The organism is [Clostridium] cellulosi (assembly GCF_036762875.1).
Lineage (GTDB): Bacteria > Bacillota > Clostridia > Oscillospirales > Ethanoligenentaceae > Ruminiclostridium_D > Ruminiclostridium_D cellulosi.
Genome location: NZ_JBAIZF010000029.1, coordinates 1 through 12,224, shown reverse-complemented (window position 1 = coordinate 12,224; position 12,224 = coordinate 1). Strand labels below are relative to the sequence as shown.

The 12,224-nt window shown below is 39.4% G+C and carries 20 protein-coding genes and 1 pseudogene; 1 reads left to right on the top strand and 20 read right to left on the bottom strand.

Translation table 11 applies throughout. The features are described 5' to 3' along the window. Window positions 1-11: 11 nt before the first annotated feature. The 7 genes from V6C21_RS09905 to V6C21_RS09875 form a co-directional block, all read right to left on the bottom strand. Window positions 12-665 (bottom strand): ABC-2 transporter permease, encoded by a 654-nt coding sequence (locus V6C21_RS09905; protein WP_479268938.1) that lies wholly within the window; start codon window positions 663-665, stop codon window positions 12-14. After that, window positions 662-1,381, bottom strand: a complete 720-nt coding sequence (locus V6C21_RS09900) for an ABC transporter ATP-binding protein (protein ID WP_479268937.1) — start codon at window positions 1,379-1,381, stop codon at window positions 662-664. The genes V6C21_RS09905 and V6C21_RS09900 overlap by 4 nt, the downstream gene beginning before the upstream one ends. Further along, the gene (locus V6C21_RS09895; protein WP_479268936.1) at window positions 1,378-1,587 is read right to left on the bottom strand and encodes an AbrB/MazE/SpoVT family DNA-binding domain-containing protein; all 210 of its coding nucleotides are present in this window, start codon (window positions 1,585-1,587) and stop codon (window positions 1,378-1,380) included. Before V6C21_RS09895 ends, V6C21_RS09900 begins: the two co-directional genes overlap by 4 nt. A gap of 291 nt (window positions 1,588-1,878) precedes the next feature. After that, entirely contained in the window at window positions 1,879-2,403 is a 525-nt protein-coding gene (locus V6C21_RS09890) for a DUF3592 domain-containing protein (protein ID WP_479268935.1), read from the bottom strand. 212 nt (window positions 2,404-2,615) lie between these two features. After that, window positions 2,616-2,780, bottom strand: coding sequence for a cupin domain-containing protein (locus V6C21_RS09885; RefSeq protein WP_479268934.1), 165 nt, complete (start codon window positions 2,778-2,780; stop codon window positions 2,616-2,618). A 39-nt stretch (window positions 2,781-2,819) separates the two neighbouring features. Further along, a complete protein-coding gene (locus V6C21_RS09880; RefSeq protein ID WP_479268933.1) occupies window positions 2,820-2,984 on the bottom strand; it encodes a hypothetical protein in 165 nt (54 codons plus the stop codon). 261 nt (window positions 2,985-3,245) lie between these two features. Continuing rightward, a complete protein-coding gene (locus tag V6C21_RS09875; protein WP_479268932.1) occupies window positions 3,246-3,749 on the bottom strand; it encodes an O-acetyl-ADP-ribose deacetylase in 504 nt (167 codons plus the stop codon). A 405-nt stretch (window positions 3,750-4,154) separates the two neighbouring features. Here V6C21_RS09875 and lgt point away from each other — a divergent pair, with 405 nt between their 5' ends. Then, window positions 4,155-4,961 (top strand): prolipoprotein diacylglyceryl transferase, encoded by an 807-nt coding sequence (gene lgt, locus V6C21_RS09870; RefSeq protein WP_074365490.1) that lies wholly within the window; start codon window positions 4,155-4,157, stop codon window positions 4,959-4,961. Window positions 4,962-5,057: 96 nt separating this feature from the next. On the opposite strand, the gene V6C21_RS09865 is transcribed toward lgt, so the two are convergent. From V6C21_RS09865 to V6C21_RS09805, 13 genes and pseudogenes are all read right to left on the bottom strand, one after another. Further along, window positions 5,058-5,417, bottom strand: a complete 360-nt coding sequence (locus V6C21_RS09865) for a NifB/NifX family molybdenum-iron cluster-binding protein (protein WP_074365529.1) — start codon at window positions 5,415-5,417, stop codon at window positions 5,058-5,060. Window positions 5,418-5,459: 42 nt separating this feature from the next. Then, a pseudogene (locus tag V6C21_RS09860) lies at window positions 5,460-5,882 on the bottom strand (C-GCAxxG-C-C family protein); the annotation flags it as partial. Continuing rightward, complete coding sequence (locus V6C21_RS09855) at window positions 5,879-6,727, bottom strand: Mrp/NBP35 family ATP-binding protein (RefSeq protein ID WP_065820950.1); 849 nt, start codon at window positions 6,725-6,727, stop codon at window positions 5,879-5,881. The pseudogene V6C21_RS09860 and the gene V6C21_RS09855, both read right to left, overlap by 4 nt. 55 nt (window positions 6,728-6,782) lie before the next feature. Beyond that, window positions 6,783-7,508 (bottom strand): ZIP family metal transporter, encoded by a 726-nt coding sequence (locus V6C21_RS09850; protein WP_199485871.1) that lies wholly within the window; start codon window positions 7,506-7,508, stop codon window positions 6,783-6,785. A gap of 37 nt (window positions 7,509-7,545) precedes the next feature. After that, complete coding sequence (locus tag V6C21_RS09845) at window positions 7,546-8,139, bottom strand: MBL fold metallo-hydrolase (protein WP_479268931.1); 594 nt, start codon at window positions 8,137-8,139, stop codon at window positions 7,546-7,548. A gap of 8 nt (window positions 8,140-8,147) precedes the next feature. Further along, window positions 8,148-8,375, bottom strand: coding sequence for an MBL fold metallo-hydrolase (locus V6C21_RS09840; protein ID WP_479268930.1), 228 nt, complete (start codon window positions 8,373-8,375; stop codon window positions 8,148-8,150). Continuing rightward, on the bottom strand, window positions 8,372-9,256 hold the full coding sequence (locus V6C21_RS09835; RefSeq protein WP_479268929.1) for an ATP-binding protein: 885 nt from the start codon (window positions 9,254-9,256) through the stop codon (window positions 8,372-8,374). Before V6C21_RS09835 ends, V6C21_RS09840 begins: the two co-directional genes overlap by 4 nt. After that, entirely contained in the window at window positions 9,234-10,094 is an 861-nt protein-coding gene (locus V6C21_RS09830; protein WP_132029537.1) for a nucleotide-binding protein, read from the bottom strand. The genes V6C21_RS09835 and V6C21_RS09830 overlap by 23 nt, the downstream gene beginning before the upstream one ends. A 1-nt stretch (window position 10,095) precedes the next feature. Further along, on the bottom strand, window positions 10,096-10,464 hold the full coding sequence (locus V6C21_RS09825) for a NifB/NifX family molybdenum-iron cluster-binding protein (protein WP_118475165.1): 369 nt from the start codon (window positions 10,462-10,464) through the stop codon (window positions 10,096-10,098). After that, on the bottom strand, window positions 10,439-10,837 hold the full coding sequence (locus V6C21_RS09820; protein WP_132029535.1) for an iron-sulfur cluster assembly scaffold protein: 399 nt from the start codon (window positions 10,835-10,837) through the stop codon (window positions 10,439-10,441). The genes V6C21_RS09825 and V6C21_RS09820 overlap by 26 nt, the downstream gene beginning before the upstream one ends. 2 nt (window positions 10,838-10,839) lie before the next feature. Continuing rightward, entirely contained in the window at window positions 10,840-11,214 is a 375-nt protein-coding gene (locus V6C21_RS09815) for a DUF134 domain-containing protein (RefSeq protein WP_065820957.1), read from the bottom strand. A gap of 132 nt (window positions 11,215-11,346) precedes the next feature. Further along, on the bottom strand, window positions 11,347-11,664 hold the full coding sequence (locus V6C21_RS09810; protein ID WP_479268928.1) for a DUF5320 domain-containing protein: 318 nt from the start codon (window positions 11,662-11,664) through the stop codon (window positions 11,347-11,349). Window positions 11,665-11,681: 17 nt separating this feature from the next. Further along, entirely contained in the window at window positions 11,682-11,918 is a 237-nt protein-coding gene (locus V6C21_RS09805; RefSeq protein ID WP_065820959.1) for a DUF5320 domain-containing protein, read from the bottom strand. Window positions 11,919-12,224 lie beyond the last annotated feature (306 nt).

Genomic DNA, 12,224 nt, shown 5'->3' with positions numbered 1-12,224 from the left:
GATTTTTCGGCTTACAGATCAATTACCTCAAACCTCTTTATTGATTTTTTGAATGCTATAAATGTCAATAATACATATAACACAGCTCCGGCAATTAGACCTGAAAGCTGAAGTGACATATTTGTAAATCCGAATGCGTTGACAGCTTCCAATCCGGGGATATGGTGCAGCGTTTCAGCTATACTGATAATAATAAAAGCAACAATTATATAAAAAACGAAAGGCTTCCCGTAGTAGTAAGCAGTTTTAAAAAAACCACAAATAAAGATAGCATTGAAACATCCGAAAATCAGCAGTACAAAGCCCAAAAAAATGAGGTTCGCATTCATTAAAACATTAGACCTGTATACAACAGAATCTGCAAATATCGTCATGCGAAGAACAGTCATGATAACCATAACAGCAAAGCCGCACATTTCAATAAAAATACTGAAGATAAATTTGCCCTTAACAATATCAGCTTTCGATATGGGAAGAAGTGCCGAATATATAATATCATTAGCCTCTCTTGCGGTCTGAAACGATTGAAAAATACCGAAACTTACAAAGAACGCACCCACAAGGATTGGATATCTGGGAAGAAGAGTCATTAAGCCAAAGGCAATGAACAAATAGGATAAAAGTGATGCGCTGAGCCTGAGTTCTTTTCTTATAAGCTTATTCATCTCATAAATCTCCTTTCTAACCGGAGCATAGTTTCTTCCAGCGTCTCTCTGGCCTGTCCAAACTTTTCCCTGAATTCGTTTTTCGGGGAAACTGCAATCAGTTTTCCATCATGGATATAAAGGATATCATCCGCACATTTTTCTAAGTCCGATGTAATATGAGTTGAAAAAAGGATTGCTGTTCCGCGTTCTTTAAGCATAAGAAATATGTCCAGCAATTCGTCCCTTGAAAAAGGGTCCAATCCACTGGTTGGTTCATCAAGAATTAAGATTTCCGCCCGATGTGAGAGCGCCAGAAGCAGATTAACTTTAACTTTCATGCCTTCTGAAAGTTCCGAAGGGGTTTTGTTTATATCCAGGTTAAAGAGCTTGAGATACTCCATACACGCTGCGTCATCCCAATTGGAATAGAAAGTTTTCGTCACGGCAATAATATCTTTCAACTTTTTCTTCGGATAATAATTTACCGCACCGTTGGAATAGCCAATTCGCTGCTTTATTTTAGCTTCATTGCCTTGCAGAGTAAGTCCAAAGTATTCAATTTCCCCAGAGTCGGGATGAACCAAATTCAACATGGACTTGATTGTAGTAGTCTTTCCGGCACCGTTTCTTCCGATAAAGCCAGCAATTCTGCCTTTTTCAAGGTTGAAAGAAATATCCTTGAGATGAAAAGCCGGATAGTGTTTATTGAGGTTTCTTATTTCTGCAATACTCATTCCTTTTTACCTCCAAAAATATGTTGAAATAGGGAATCGAGCGTATATTTAGGTGGAATTGCTATACCCAATTGTTTGTCGCCAAGCAAAATAAGAGTATCGCCAGGTTTTATATTAAACATCTCCCTAGCCTCTTTCGGAATGACGATCTGTCCTTTTTGTCCCACTGTTGCTGTCCATGCGTATTTATTATTAGGTCCTTTCATACATGAGCCACCTCGTTGCACATTTCATGATTTTCATACCATTATTATAAAACAGCCAAAGGTAAAAGTCAACCTGCTTATTAATCTTGACATACTACTAATACTTATTCATAGAAATGAACCCATCATAGAGTTAAACAGGGGCTTTTGCGAATATTTGCAAAAGCCCCTGTTTAACTCGCTATTATAAATTATATATATTATGTTTCTTGCAGTTTTTGTGTTGTTTCTTTTTGGTTTGCAAGAAACAATCCCTTTTTACTCTGGCTTTCTGCTCAATACACCACATGTCTACATATCATGCAGCATGAGGAAAAACATCAGTACACCACATACTGTCAAAACTAACCCGAAGATGACGAATAGAATAAATGTAAGTTTGTCGTCAGTTGGCCTGTCTACATAGTTCTTCTTAGGATTTTTTGGGTTATAATATACATTCATCTCGCTTCCAATTGGCCAAAGGCTTTCTGCCATCTTACGCACATTAATTATCGGGCCGGTTTTCACATGCAGCCATCCTTTTTCGTCTTCCCACGCATCGCCTTTCATCGGGACGGTTGCACTAAAAGTTTTTATGCCTGTAAATCTTTTCTTTGCCCGATAACACTTGCCGTTTACAAAGAACTCCAAGACCGGATACATTCTGCCCTCTCCGGGGAATCTATATTTTACGACTTTACCAGTTGTTTTTTCAGTGCAAGATTTGTTCTTTTTTTGTGCAAAAACTCTTATCAAAATTCCTATGATAAACATTGCAATTCCAAGCCCGCTTACTACAAACAATTCTAACCATGCGTCCTGTGTCCCAGTCATTATGAATTACCCCTTTTCTTTTTCTGTCATTTACAATTATTTATGCATTTTTACACTACCCATTATATACCTTTAGCAATCAACGTCATGAATGGAATCTATGCCCAAAAGTATTATTTATATCATCTTTACATGGTAACATGTCAATCGGTTCGTTGGTGATCTTTTAAAAAGGCCTGTTTATATGTAAATATATAATACAACGCGGTCTTTTATTCATCTTTTTTCTTTATAAGCATAGCTAAAATCAACTGGTGGGCTGTAACTGAAATATAGATAAATTCAACATCTCCAGCATTTAGCAGCCCATGGACCTCTTTGTCAGCAAATCTGACAACATTCCCAGCACTAAATTCCTTTTCTTTATTATCCGCCAACAGAAGTTTTCCTGTACCTTGTACCGCATACCATATCTGCTACGAAGCATCATGTGTATGTCTTGGCTGGTTGGCGCCAACTTCTAAATGAACTTCTGTGATGGTAACTCTTTTACTTGATGAGTTTGCGGAATTCAACAGCTGCCTTGAAACAACTCCAGGATTCGCCAGCGCTTTAATTGACTTTCCACTAATATATTCCATGCCTTAATACCTCCAAACTCTGCCGCATTCTTTAAATATATTATAATATTTTCTGCAGAATAAATCTATCTTCCATTGCTATACTTGACATCAATGCCACGCACAACGTGGTTTTGGGCGTTTTCAGAAATCGCCCTCTTATTCTTTGTACATGCAGGGGAGGCAAGGGCATTTTTATATTGTAATCCAGCGTAATAAAGCACAAATCTTTACTGCCGTTGGGTACAGAAGAGGAAAAACACACTCTTGTGGAAAGTCTAATCAGATTAACTCATGATAAGAATTGTACGTATCGTCGTCATATAACACCCACATCACCATATCAAAGGCATCAGGATGCTTCTCTAAAAAATCTTTGACAGTCGATATTGCCGTTTTTGCAGCAAGATTAACCGGATAATGATAAGCCCCTGTAGAGATGGACGGGAATGCAATCCTGCGTATACCGTTTTCCATCGCAATCACTAATGAATTTCGATAACATTCCGCCAGCAGCTTTTCCTCATTGTTTTTGCCGCCGTACCAGACAGGACCAACTGTATGTATCACATACTTGCATGGGAGATTATATCCCTTCGTGATTTTGGCTTCTCCGGTCATGCAGCCATGCAGCTTCGAACACTCTGCCTTAAGCTGCGGCCCTGCCGCTCTATGGATCGCGCCATCCACACCGCCTCCGCCAAGGAGCGAATTATTAGCAGCGTTCACAATGGCGTCTACGTCTTTGATTTTTGTAATATCACCTTTAATACACTTTATTATCATAACAACCTCCGATACCATTTATTTTGACGAGCATATTAACAAAGATATATCATCTGTCTATCGACTGTATAACCTATTATAATCTATTTTTACACAGATAAAATCATCATAAGTTTTGTGGGACAAAAAAACAACCGTCTCAAAATGGCTCGAGCCGCTTGGATTGATGTCTTGGGCTGATTTTTTGAACCTTACGTTTACGGGAACATGTCAATGGGTTTTTCGGTCTTTTTTGAAAAATCGTCGTTCGCGGGAACATATCAACAAGCCTTTCTTTCTAATATACATGTTTAAATGGTTTACGTAAATACCTCATTGTGATACTATTATTAAAGTTACCTCTATACGCTGATATTTTAAATTCAAAATCATATTCATTATGAATACTTTAGAAAGGCGGATTGTATGATAGATAGATATTTAATAAAAAACCTATTTGGCATTAATGGCTTAAATATTGCATGGTATGGAGTTATTATTGCATTCGGGGTTTTACTTGGTGTTTTGATTGCCTGTCGTGAAGCTAAAAGACAGAACCTTAAAAGTGAAATAATCTTTGATTTTCTCTTTTTAGCGCTCCCCATCGCAATCATCTGCGCACGAATTTATTACGTTGTATTTGAATGGGAACAATATAACGGAAGCTTTACAAAGATGATTGCTATTTGGGAAGGTGGACTTGCTATATATGGAGGAGTTATCGGTGGAATCATTGCTGCGATTATTTTTTCAAAACGCAACCACTTCCCATTCTTCCGGCTTGTTGATATGGTTGTACCTAGCTTGATTCTAGGGCAGGCAATTGGTCGATGGGGTAATTTTGTGAACCAGGAGGCCTTCGGCAATCTCGTTACAAACCCGAATCTTCAATTCTTCCCCTATGCTGTATTCATAGAACAGTTGGAAGAATGGCATCAAGCTACATTTTTCTATGAAAGCATGTGGAATTTGTGCGTATTTGCCGTACTGGTTTATTTCCGCAAAAGGACAAAGTTTAGCGGTCAGCTTTTGGCAACTTACTTTATCGGATATGGATTAGGCCGTTTTTGGATTGAAGGATTGCGTGCGGATAGTCTTTATCTGGTCCCGGGACTTAGAATATCGCAAGCGCTGTCATTGGTTCTGATCATTATCGGAATTATCATATTCGTGTTTCACAAAAATCTCTTCAAAAAAACGCCTGATTATACGGGTAAATATATGATTAAATAAAAAGATACCGCTGTCAGTTTTTGTACTGAAGCGGTGTCTTTTTATTTGCACAGTGTAATAATCAAAGTATAGGAAATTATAATTCAAAGTCCTGTTTCATTCTCCACATTCATCGTGGTGCTCATGTTCATGGCAAACAGAACCAGTAGATTTAAGAGAACCCTGCAGGTATGCTTCTACTGCTGCTTTGGCATCACCTCTTGCCCCAACAATAACCTCAATGTTTCTTTCATTAAAAATGTCAACTGCACCTCCTCCCATACCACCACTGATGATGACATTTACTCCACGATCGGCAAGAAAATTAGGCAAGAATCCAGGTTTATGCCCGGGGTTAGCGATGGTTTCACTTTTAACAATTTTGTTGTTTTCGGTGTAAAAAATTATAAACCCTTCGCAATGTCCAAAGTGCTCAGTCACCATTCCGTTTTCACTTGCTACAGCAATTTTAATCATAGCTGGTCTCCTCCATTCTTTATTTAGAATATATTCATCAAGTATCCTTGCAGCTTGCTCAACAAGTTCTGCGCAAGGCCGCTTTTTATAATAATTATCATTTCTGGTCTCGGGTATAGGTTTATCATGCTTAATTGAAATACCTAACAGTTCCCTGCATATGATTGATCCGTTTTCATTTTCAAATTGTTTTGCCAAATCTTGAACTAGCTCATAATGTTCTGCTTTCGCATTTTTGCTGGATGGATCTGTGTAACCATATTTCATGCCGACCACCATAAACATTCCTGTCACAGCACCACATACTTCCCGCAACCTACCCATACCTCCTCCGAAAGAAGATGCAATTTTTAATGCTGTTTCCATGTCCAGCCCCGTTTCATCACAAAAAGCAGCAAAAACAGATTGAGAGCAATTGTAGCCTTTTCTAAACAATTCTCTTGCCAAATCTGAATGTGCACTCATTTATTATCTTCCTCAATGTTTTTCTCCAATACTTTTGCTACAGGTTCAAGCCAATCGCCATCAAAAAGTTCTATCATACCCTTATCACAGGCGGCAGAAATTTTGGGGTTGACCGGAAGCTTAGCAAGCACTTTTAAATTATGCTTTTCGGCAATTTCGTCAATATGGCTGTCGCCGAAAATTTTGTGTTCCTTACCGCAATCCGGACATTTAAAATAGGACATATTTTCTACTAAACCAACGATAGGAATATTCATCATTTCAGCCATCCTGACTGCTTTTGATACAATCATGGATACAAGCTCCTGAGGCGAGGTTACAACAATGATCCCATCAACAGCAATGGATTGAAATACAGTAAGGGGAACATCGCCGGTGCCCGGTGGCATATCGATGAACATAAAATCCACATCGCTCCAGATAACATCTGACCAGAACTGCTTTACCATATTTCCGATCAGGGGTCCTCTCCACACAACTGGATCGGTATCATTCTCTAAAAGCAAATTAACAGACATTATATCAATACCTGTCTTACTTTTAACTGGGAATAAGCCAAATTCACTTCCTGTGGCTTTTTCCTTGATACCAAATGCCTTAGGAATAGAAGGCCCGGTTACATCAGCGTCCAGAACAGCGGTATGATACCCCATTCTATTCATGGTAACAGCTAGCATGGAAGTTACCAGTGACTTTCCAACCCCTCCTTTACCGCTGACAACACCAATAACCTTTTTAATGCTGCTCATTTCATGTGGTTTCACGGAGAAATCATTTTTCTTCTCTTTTCTTTCTGCGCAGTCCTCCGAGCAACTGCTGCAGCTTTGGTTGCAATTTTCGCTCATAATATTAGCTCCTTCCTGTATATTTTTCATGCATGGTTGTTATGCTGTAATAACTTTAGTGTTCGGTAAACATAATAAGCAGTGCGAAAACAATTCCCAATATAAATGCTAGTGTAGAGTGCTTTTTCTCATATTCCCTTGCTTCAGGCAATAAATGCGATGCCGAAACGTATATTAAAACACCAGCAACAAATCCAAGCATATGTCCTAAAACATTGTTACTAAGATGTTGAACAATTGGATATGCTATAAAGGCACCGATAGGAGTTGTTAATGCTGCTGCAAGAAAAGCATAAATCCCAGCTTTCCTTGTGCTATATCCACCTTTAAGTAACATTGAAAAAGTTATAACGCCTTCGGCGAACTCATGAACAACCAACCCAACTCCAGTAAGAATTCCAACTACTGTGCTGATACTAAAAGTAACTGTGTATACAACGCCATCTATAAGTGAATGAATTAAGATACCTTCAATTGCAGTTATGCCAAAGGCCAGTTCTTTTTGCTTTGTTTTGTATTTGATGATCTCATTGCTGAAATACATAAATAAAAATCCTGCGAGCGCAGTAAATCCTGCGTAGGAGGTTTTTTGTATAGCTTGAGGTAAAGTCATTATCAGCGGGGAAGAGATAAGTATTCCCGCAGCAAAACACATACAATAGTCTTTAATTTTTTCTGCCCATTCGCGATTTTTATAAAGAGTCCAGATTCCCAAACTGTTTACTATCATTGCTCCCATTGCAAAAGCAGAAATAAAAATAAATGTATTAATATCTTTCACAGGCATTCATCTCCCTTGATTTGCACTATCAAATAATTCATATGTGTATTTCACTGCCTGCTGACAGATAATCGATGCTATCACCCATAATAGTTTTCAGCCTTTTATAAGGCTCCAGACCAGTGCAATGACATGTGTAAAACTTTGCTTTTGTATCCACCAGGTATTTACCAATTCTATCTATCATTTCATGGGCCTCGTTTCCGCCAGAACGGCTGGAAAGATGAAATCCACCTATCACATAGTTAGGCATACGTCTTTTTAAGTCATGGAAGTATTCAAGAATATTTACAATACCATTATGGGCGCAGCCTGTTACCAAAAGCGTCTTTCCTGCCTCCTCTATAATGAGGTTTTGTTCATGCGCAAAAGTATCCTGTACTATTTTGCCGTCTTGTTTCATAAGCAAACTGTCATTTGACTTTGGTAGAGGTTCCTTCCTGGTAATATTTGAGAACACTTGAACCCCCTTGCTGACAAAGAAACGGTCTGATGTAAATACAATTCGCCTGTTTTGCTTCAATTCTTCATCCAAACCAATATACTCCGGTTCATCATTCGAACGCAAAGCATAGTATTTTTCAAATGCCAGTCGGTGTAGGAATATCTCGGCTTTTGTGTTTTCACGCAAAAAAGCTCTTAGCCCGCCACCATGATCATAATGCCATAATGCCCATGCGAAATAATCAGATAATCAACCTCAGAGATATCTACATTCAGCTTCTTTGCATTTTCAAGAAATAATTCACTAGCGCCAACATCAAAAAGAATTTTGTGACTATTTGCTTCTATATAAAGGCTAAGTCCGTGTTCGCTGCCGAAGTTTTTGGATAGCGCTGTATTCTCAACTAATGTTTTGATAATCATGACCTCAGCCCACCACCTTCTTCAAACAGCAGCTCCATTGTCTTGCTAAAAACTACTTTCACTGCTGCACCTGAGGCACAGACTATATCAACAATTGTCTGCCCATTATTAATTGCTTTTACCGCGTCCAAATCAAAGGGTATTCTACCCAAAAGGCTAATTCCCTGACCTTTACAGAAGTTTTCTATCTTTTCTGTGTTTTGCATATTTGTGTCAAACTTATTGATACATACCGCCGTCTTTACGCCAAATTTCGCAGCTGTATTTATAATCCGCTCCATGTCACTAATTCCGGATATGGATGGCTCGGCCACAATTAACACCATATCAACACCGCTCAAAGACGCTATAACCGGGCAGCCTATACCGGGAGATCCGTCAATAATGGCAAACTCCACATCAGCGGCTGCTGACTTCATTTGCTTCTTTACCTCGGTAACCAACATTCCGGAGGTTCCGCTGCCCATTTTTAGCTGCGCTGTAGATAATACTTTTTCTCCATCTGTATATAACAGCAGTTCACCAGCTACAGCAGGTTTTAAAGTCACAGCTTCAACAGGGCAAACAAGCTCGCAAACCCCGCAACCTTCACAGGCAAAAGGATCTACCTTGTATTTCCCGTCTGCTGATATAGCTTCAAATCGGCAGTTTTGCATGCATTGTCCGCACTCTATGCACAGCTCGATATCTATCTCGGCTTTCGGCAAACCATAATAGTCTGTTTTCTTTGGCAGGGAGTTTTGCTTTGTTATAAGATGCAGGTTAGGTGCATCTACATCACAGTCTGCATAAGCCTTAGCCTTTGAAAGCTTGATAAAAGCACTGGCTATTGTAGTTTTACCAGTACCGCCTTTACCGCTAAGAATTAGAAGTTGTTTCATGATGCACCTCCTTTTTCACAGTCTCCAGCAAAAAAGAAAAAATCGTCCGGTATCTTTCACTTTTCCTTACAGCGATTTCTGCATTTGAATTTAGCATACCGAGTGCACTGTCAAATGGAATTCGACCTATAATTTTTATGTTCTTTTCTATGCAGAATTGCTCTGATGGATTTTCACCATCAAGGCACTTGTTAAGAACAACTCCGAACGGCTTGTTAAATAACTTCACCAGTTCATATACCATGTTAAGGTTATGAACGCCGAACAATGTAGGCTCAGCTACTAATATACAGTAGTCTGCATCCTTAATGCTTTCCATGACTATACAGGCACTTCCGGGAGGGCAGTCGATAAATATCGTCTTGTTCCTTTCAGGTTTGTTCTCATTAAGCAACTTTTTTATAATTGGTATACCCGAAGGTTCACCGGTGTTCAATATTCCTGTATATACTGTTACCTGGTCCGAAGCTCCTTTTTGGATCTTGCCAATAACCTTTTCTTTCTCTGTTAACGCTTTCTCAGGGCAAAGCAAGATACAACCTCCACAAGAGTGACATATATCTTCAAATATAATCAGTTTATCTTTTATATAGGCAAGGGCATTAAACTTGCAAAAGTCAACACACTTTCGACATCCATTGCATAGCTTGCCATCCACCTTTGGAATTCGTACATGTACTTCTTCTTCCTGAATGTTTTCGGGCTTAAAAAAAAGGTGGCCATTTGGTTCTTCAACATCACAGTCAATATACGTTGATATTTTTGCAGCCGCAGCTAAATTAACCGACACCAGTGTTTTTCCTGTGCCGCCCTTGCCACTTAGCACAGCTATCCTCATTTTAGTTCCCTCCATGGCCATGAAAACCAGGATGAATTTCATCGAGTAAGGATAGCTTTCCACTGATGAAGTCATCAATATTTTTTTTAGCGGAAATACCCGCTGTTTTATATATTTTAATATCAGCGGATTTGAGCACATTAGCTGCGTTTTCGCCACATCGGGGAGTAAGTAAAGCGTTCACTTTATTATCCACTATTGTTTGTGCTGCCTTAATTCCTGCTCCGCCTGTACTTGCTGCTGCACCATTATCAAGAAATATACTCTCTTTAGTTTCAGTATCATAAATTAGAAAATAGGGAGCACGTCCAAAGGATACACATACATTCGACTCCAAACTTTTTTCATCTACCGGAATTGCTATTTTCATGAGAATCCTCCATTCTATTAATATAATTATTGATCGCATTTCGTAATGCGCTAACGCCTAAATTAGAGCAATGAACCTTGTTCTCAGGAAGTCCATCTAAGGCATGTATGACATCTTCTTCTGAAATTTCCAATGCTTCATCCAGGGCTTTACCCTTAGCTAATACCGTCGTCATACTGGATGTTGCAATTGCCGCAGTGCAACCAAACACAAGAAAGCTTATTTCACTTATACGATTGTCTTTTACTTTAATATAAATCGTAAGATAATCTCCGCATGTAGGATCACCGAAACTCCCTTCTGCATCGGCATCCGGCATACTATAAGCATTTTGAGGGCACATAAAATGTTCTATCACTTTGTCAGAATACATTATCAGTCACCTCTATCACTACCTGCAAAGCGCCAACCATGTCGATGCCTGCGACAACCTCGTCCGCACCCATTTCCGAATCCTTCACATAGCCTGTATTCGCCACCTTCTATCAATAGTACCTTACCATTAACCAGAGACTCGGCAATCTTTTTTCTGGCTTCAGCGTAAATGCCTTGAACAGTAGTGCGTGCAACATCCATCTGCTTGGCGCATTCCTCTTGCGTAAAGCCTTCCAAATCAATAAGCCTTATGGCTTCATACTCATCAACTGTCATTCTGACAATATTCTCATCATCCACCTTTAAGTCAAGGGGACCAAACTTACTGTTTTCAGGCAAACAGCATACTTTTCTCCATTTCATTGGTCTCGGCATATTTTTAGTCACCTCGATTCTGATAGAAACAATCATTTTTATATTCCATTATATTTATAGTCATGCACCCCATCCCTTTAGATAAAACGCGAACAAGGCAGGCTATCGCCTGCCTTTCGCATTACGACAGGACTAATCTTCTAACTCATCGAGACGCTTTTTTACATCATCAAGCTGATTTTCAAGAAATTTAGCCTGCCTTTTCAAAAATTCTTTTTCATCAGCATCCGATGCAAAGTACGCCCCATTTGCATTTTGAGTACCAAAGCGTGCCCACCTTGGCAGACTGGTCGCATAAAACATTCGCCTAAAGCCTCGTCCCCGTCCGAATCCAAATCCGTAACCGATTGGATTTGCATAACCCGGAACGGCAAAACCTGCGCAAAATCCTGCACCTCGCCCTGTCATAGGACCCATTCCCATAGGCCCGGTTCCGTCTCCTCTTGGCATAATGTCACCCCCTTTCCTTATAATCTCTTACTTTTAATTTTGCTACGATTAGATAAGTGATAAGCTAGATAAAAACACCAGGGGATCATTCCAGCAAGCCAGAATGCACGCCTGTAACCTCGTCGTCCAAACCAAAATTCTCGTCTGTAACTTGCGTTCAAATAACCGGGCACTTTGGAACCTGCACAAAAACCTAACCTCCGTCCAGTTAATGGTCCCATTCCCAAAGGACCAGTTCTGTCACCTCTGGGCATAATAGTCCTCCTCATTTTTACAATCCATTAAATGAATTGATTATCCTTTCAACTGTTACTCAGCGTAAATGACATATGTCATTTACATCTTATATTATACCCCTATTCTGACATATGTCAATAACTATTTTAAAAAAATACGCCAATCAAGAATTTTTCTCGATTGGCGGCAATCATATAGAGTTTTTTCCGCTGACCGCTACATTGATGGCATCTACAATTTTCTCTTTAAGCGTATCTTCAAGTATAGTGGAAGCGGTACAAAATAAACCGGTGTTTTCCAATCTGCTGACGCATCTCCATACG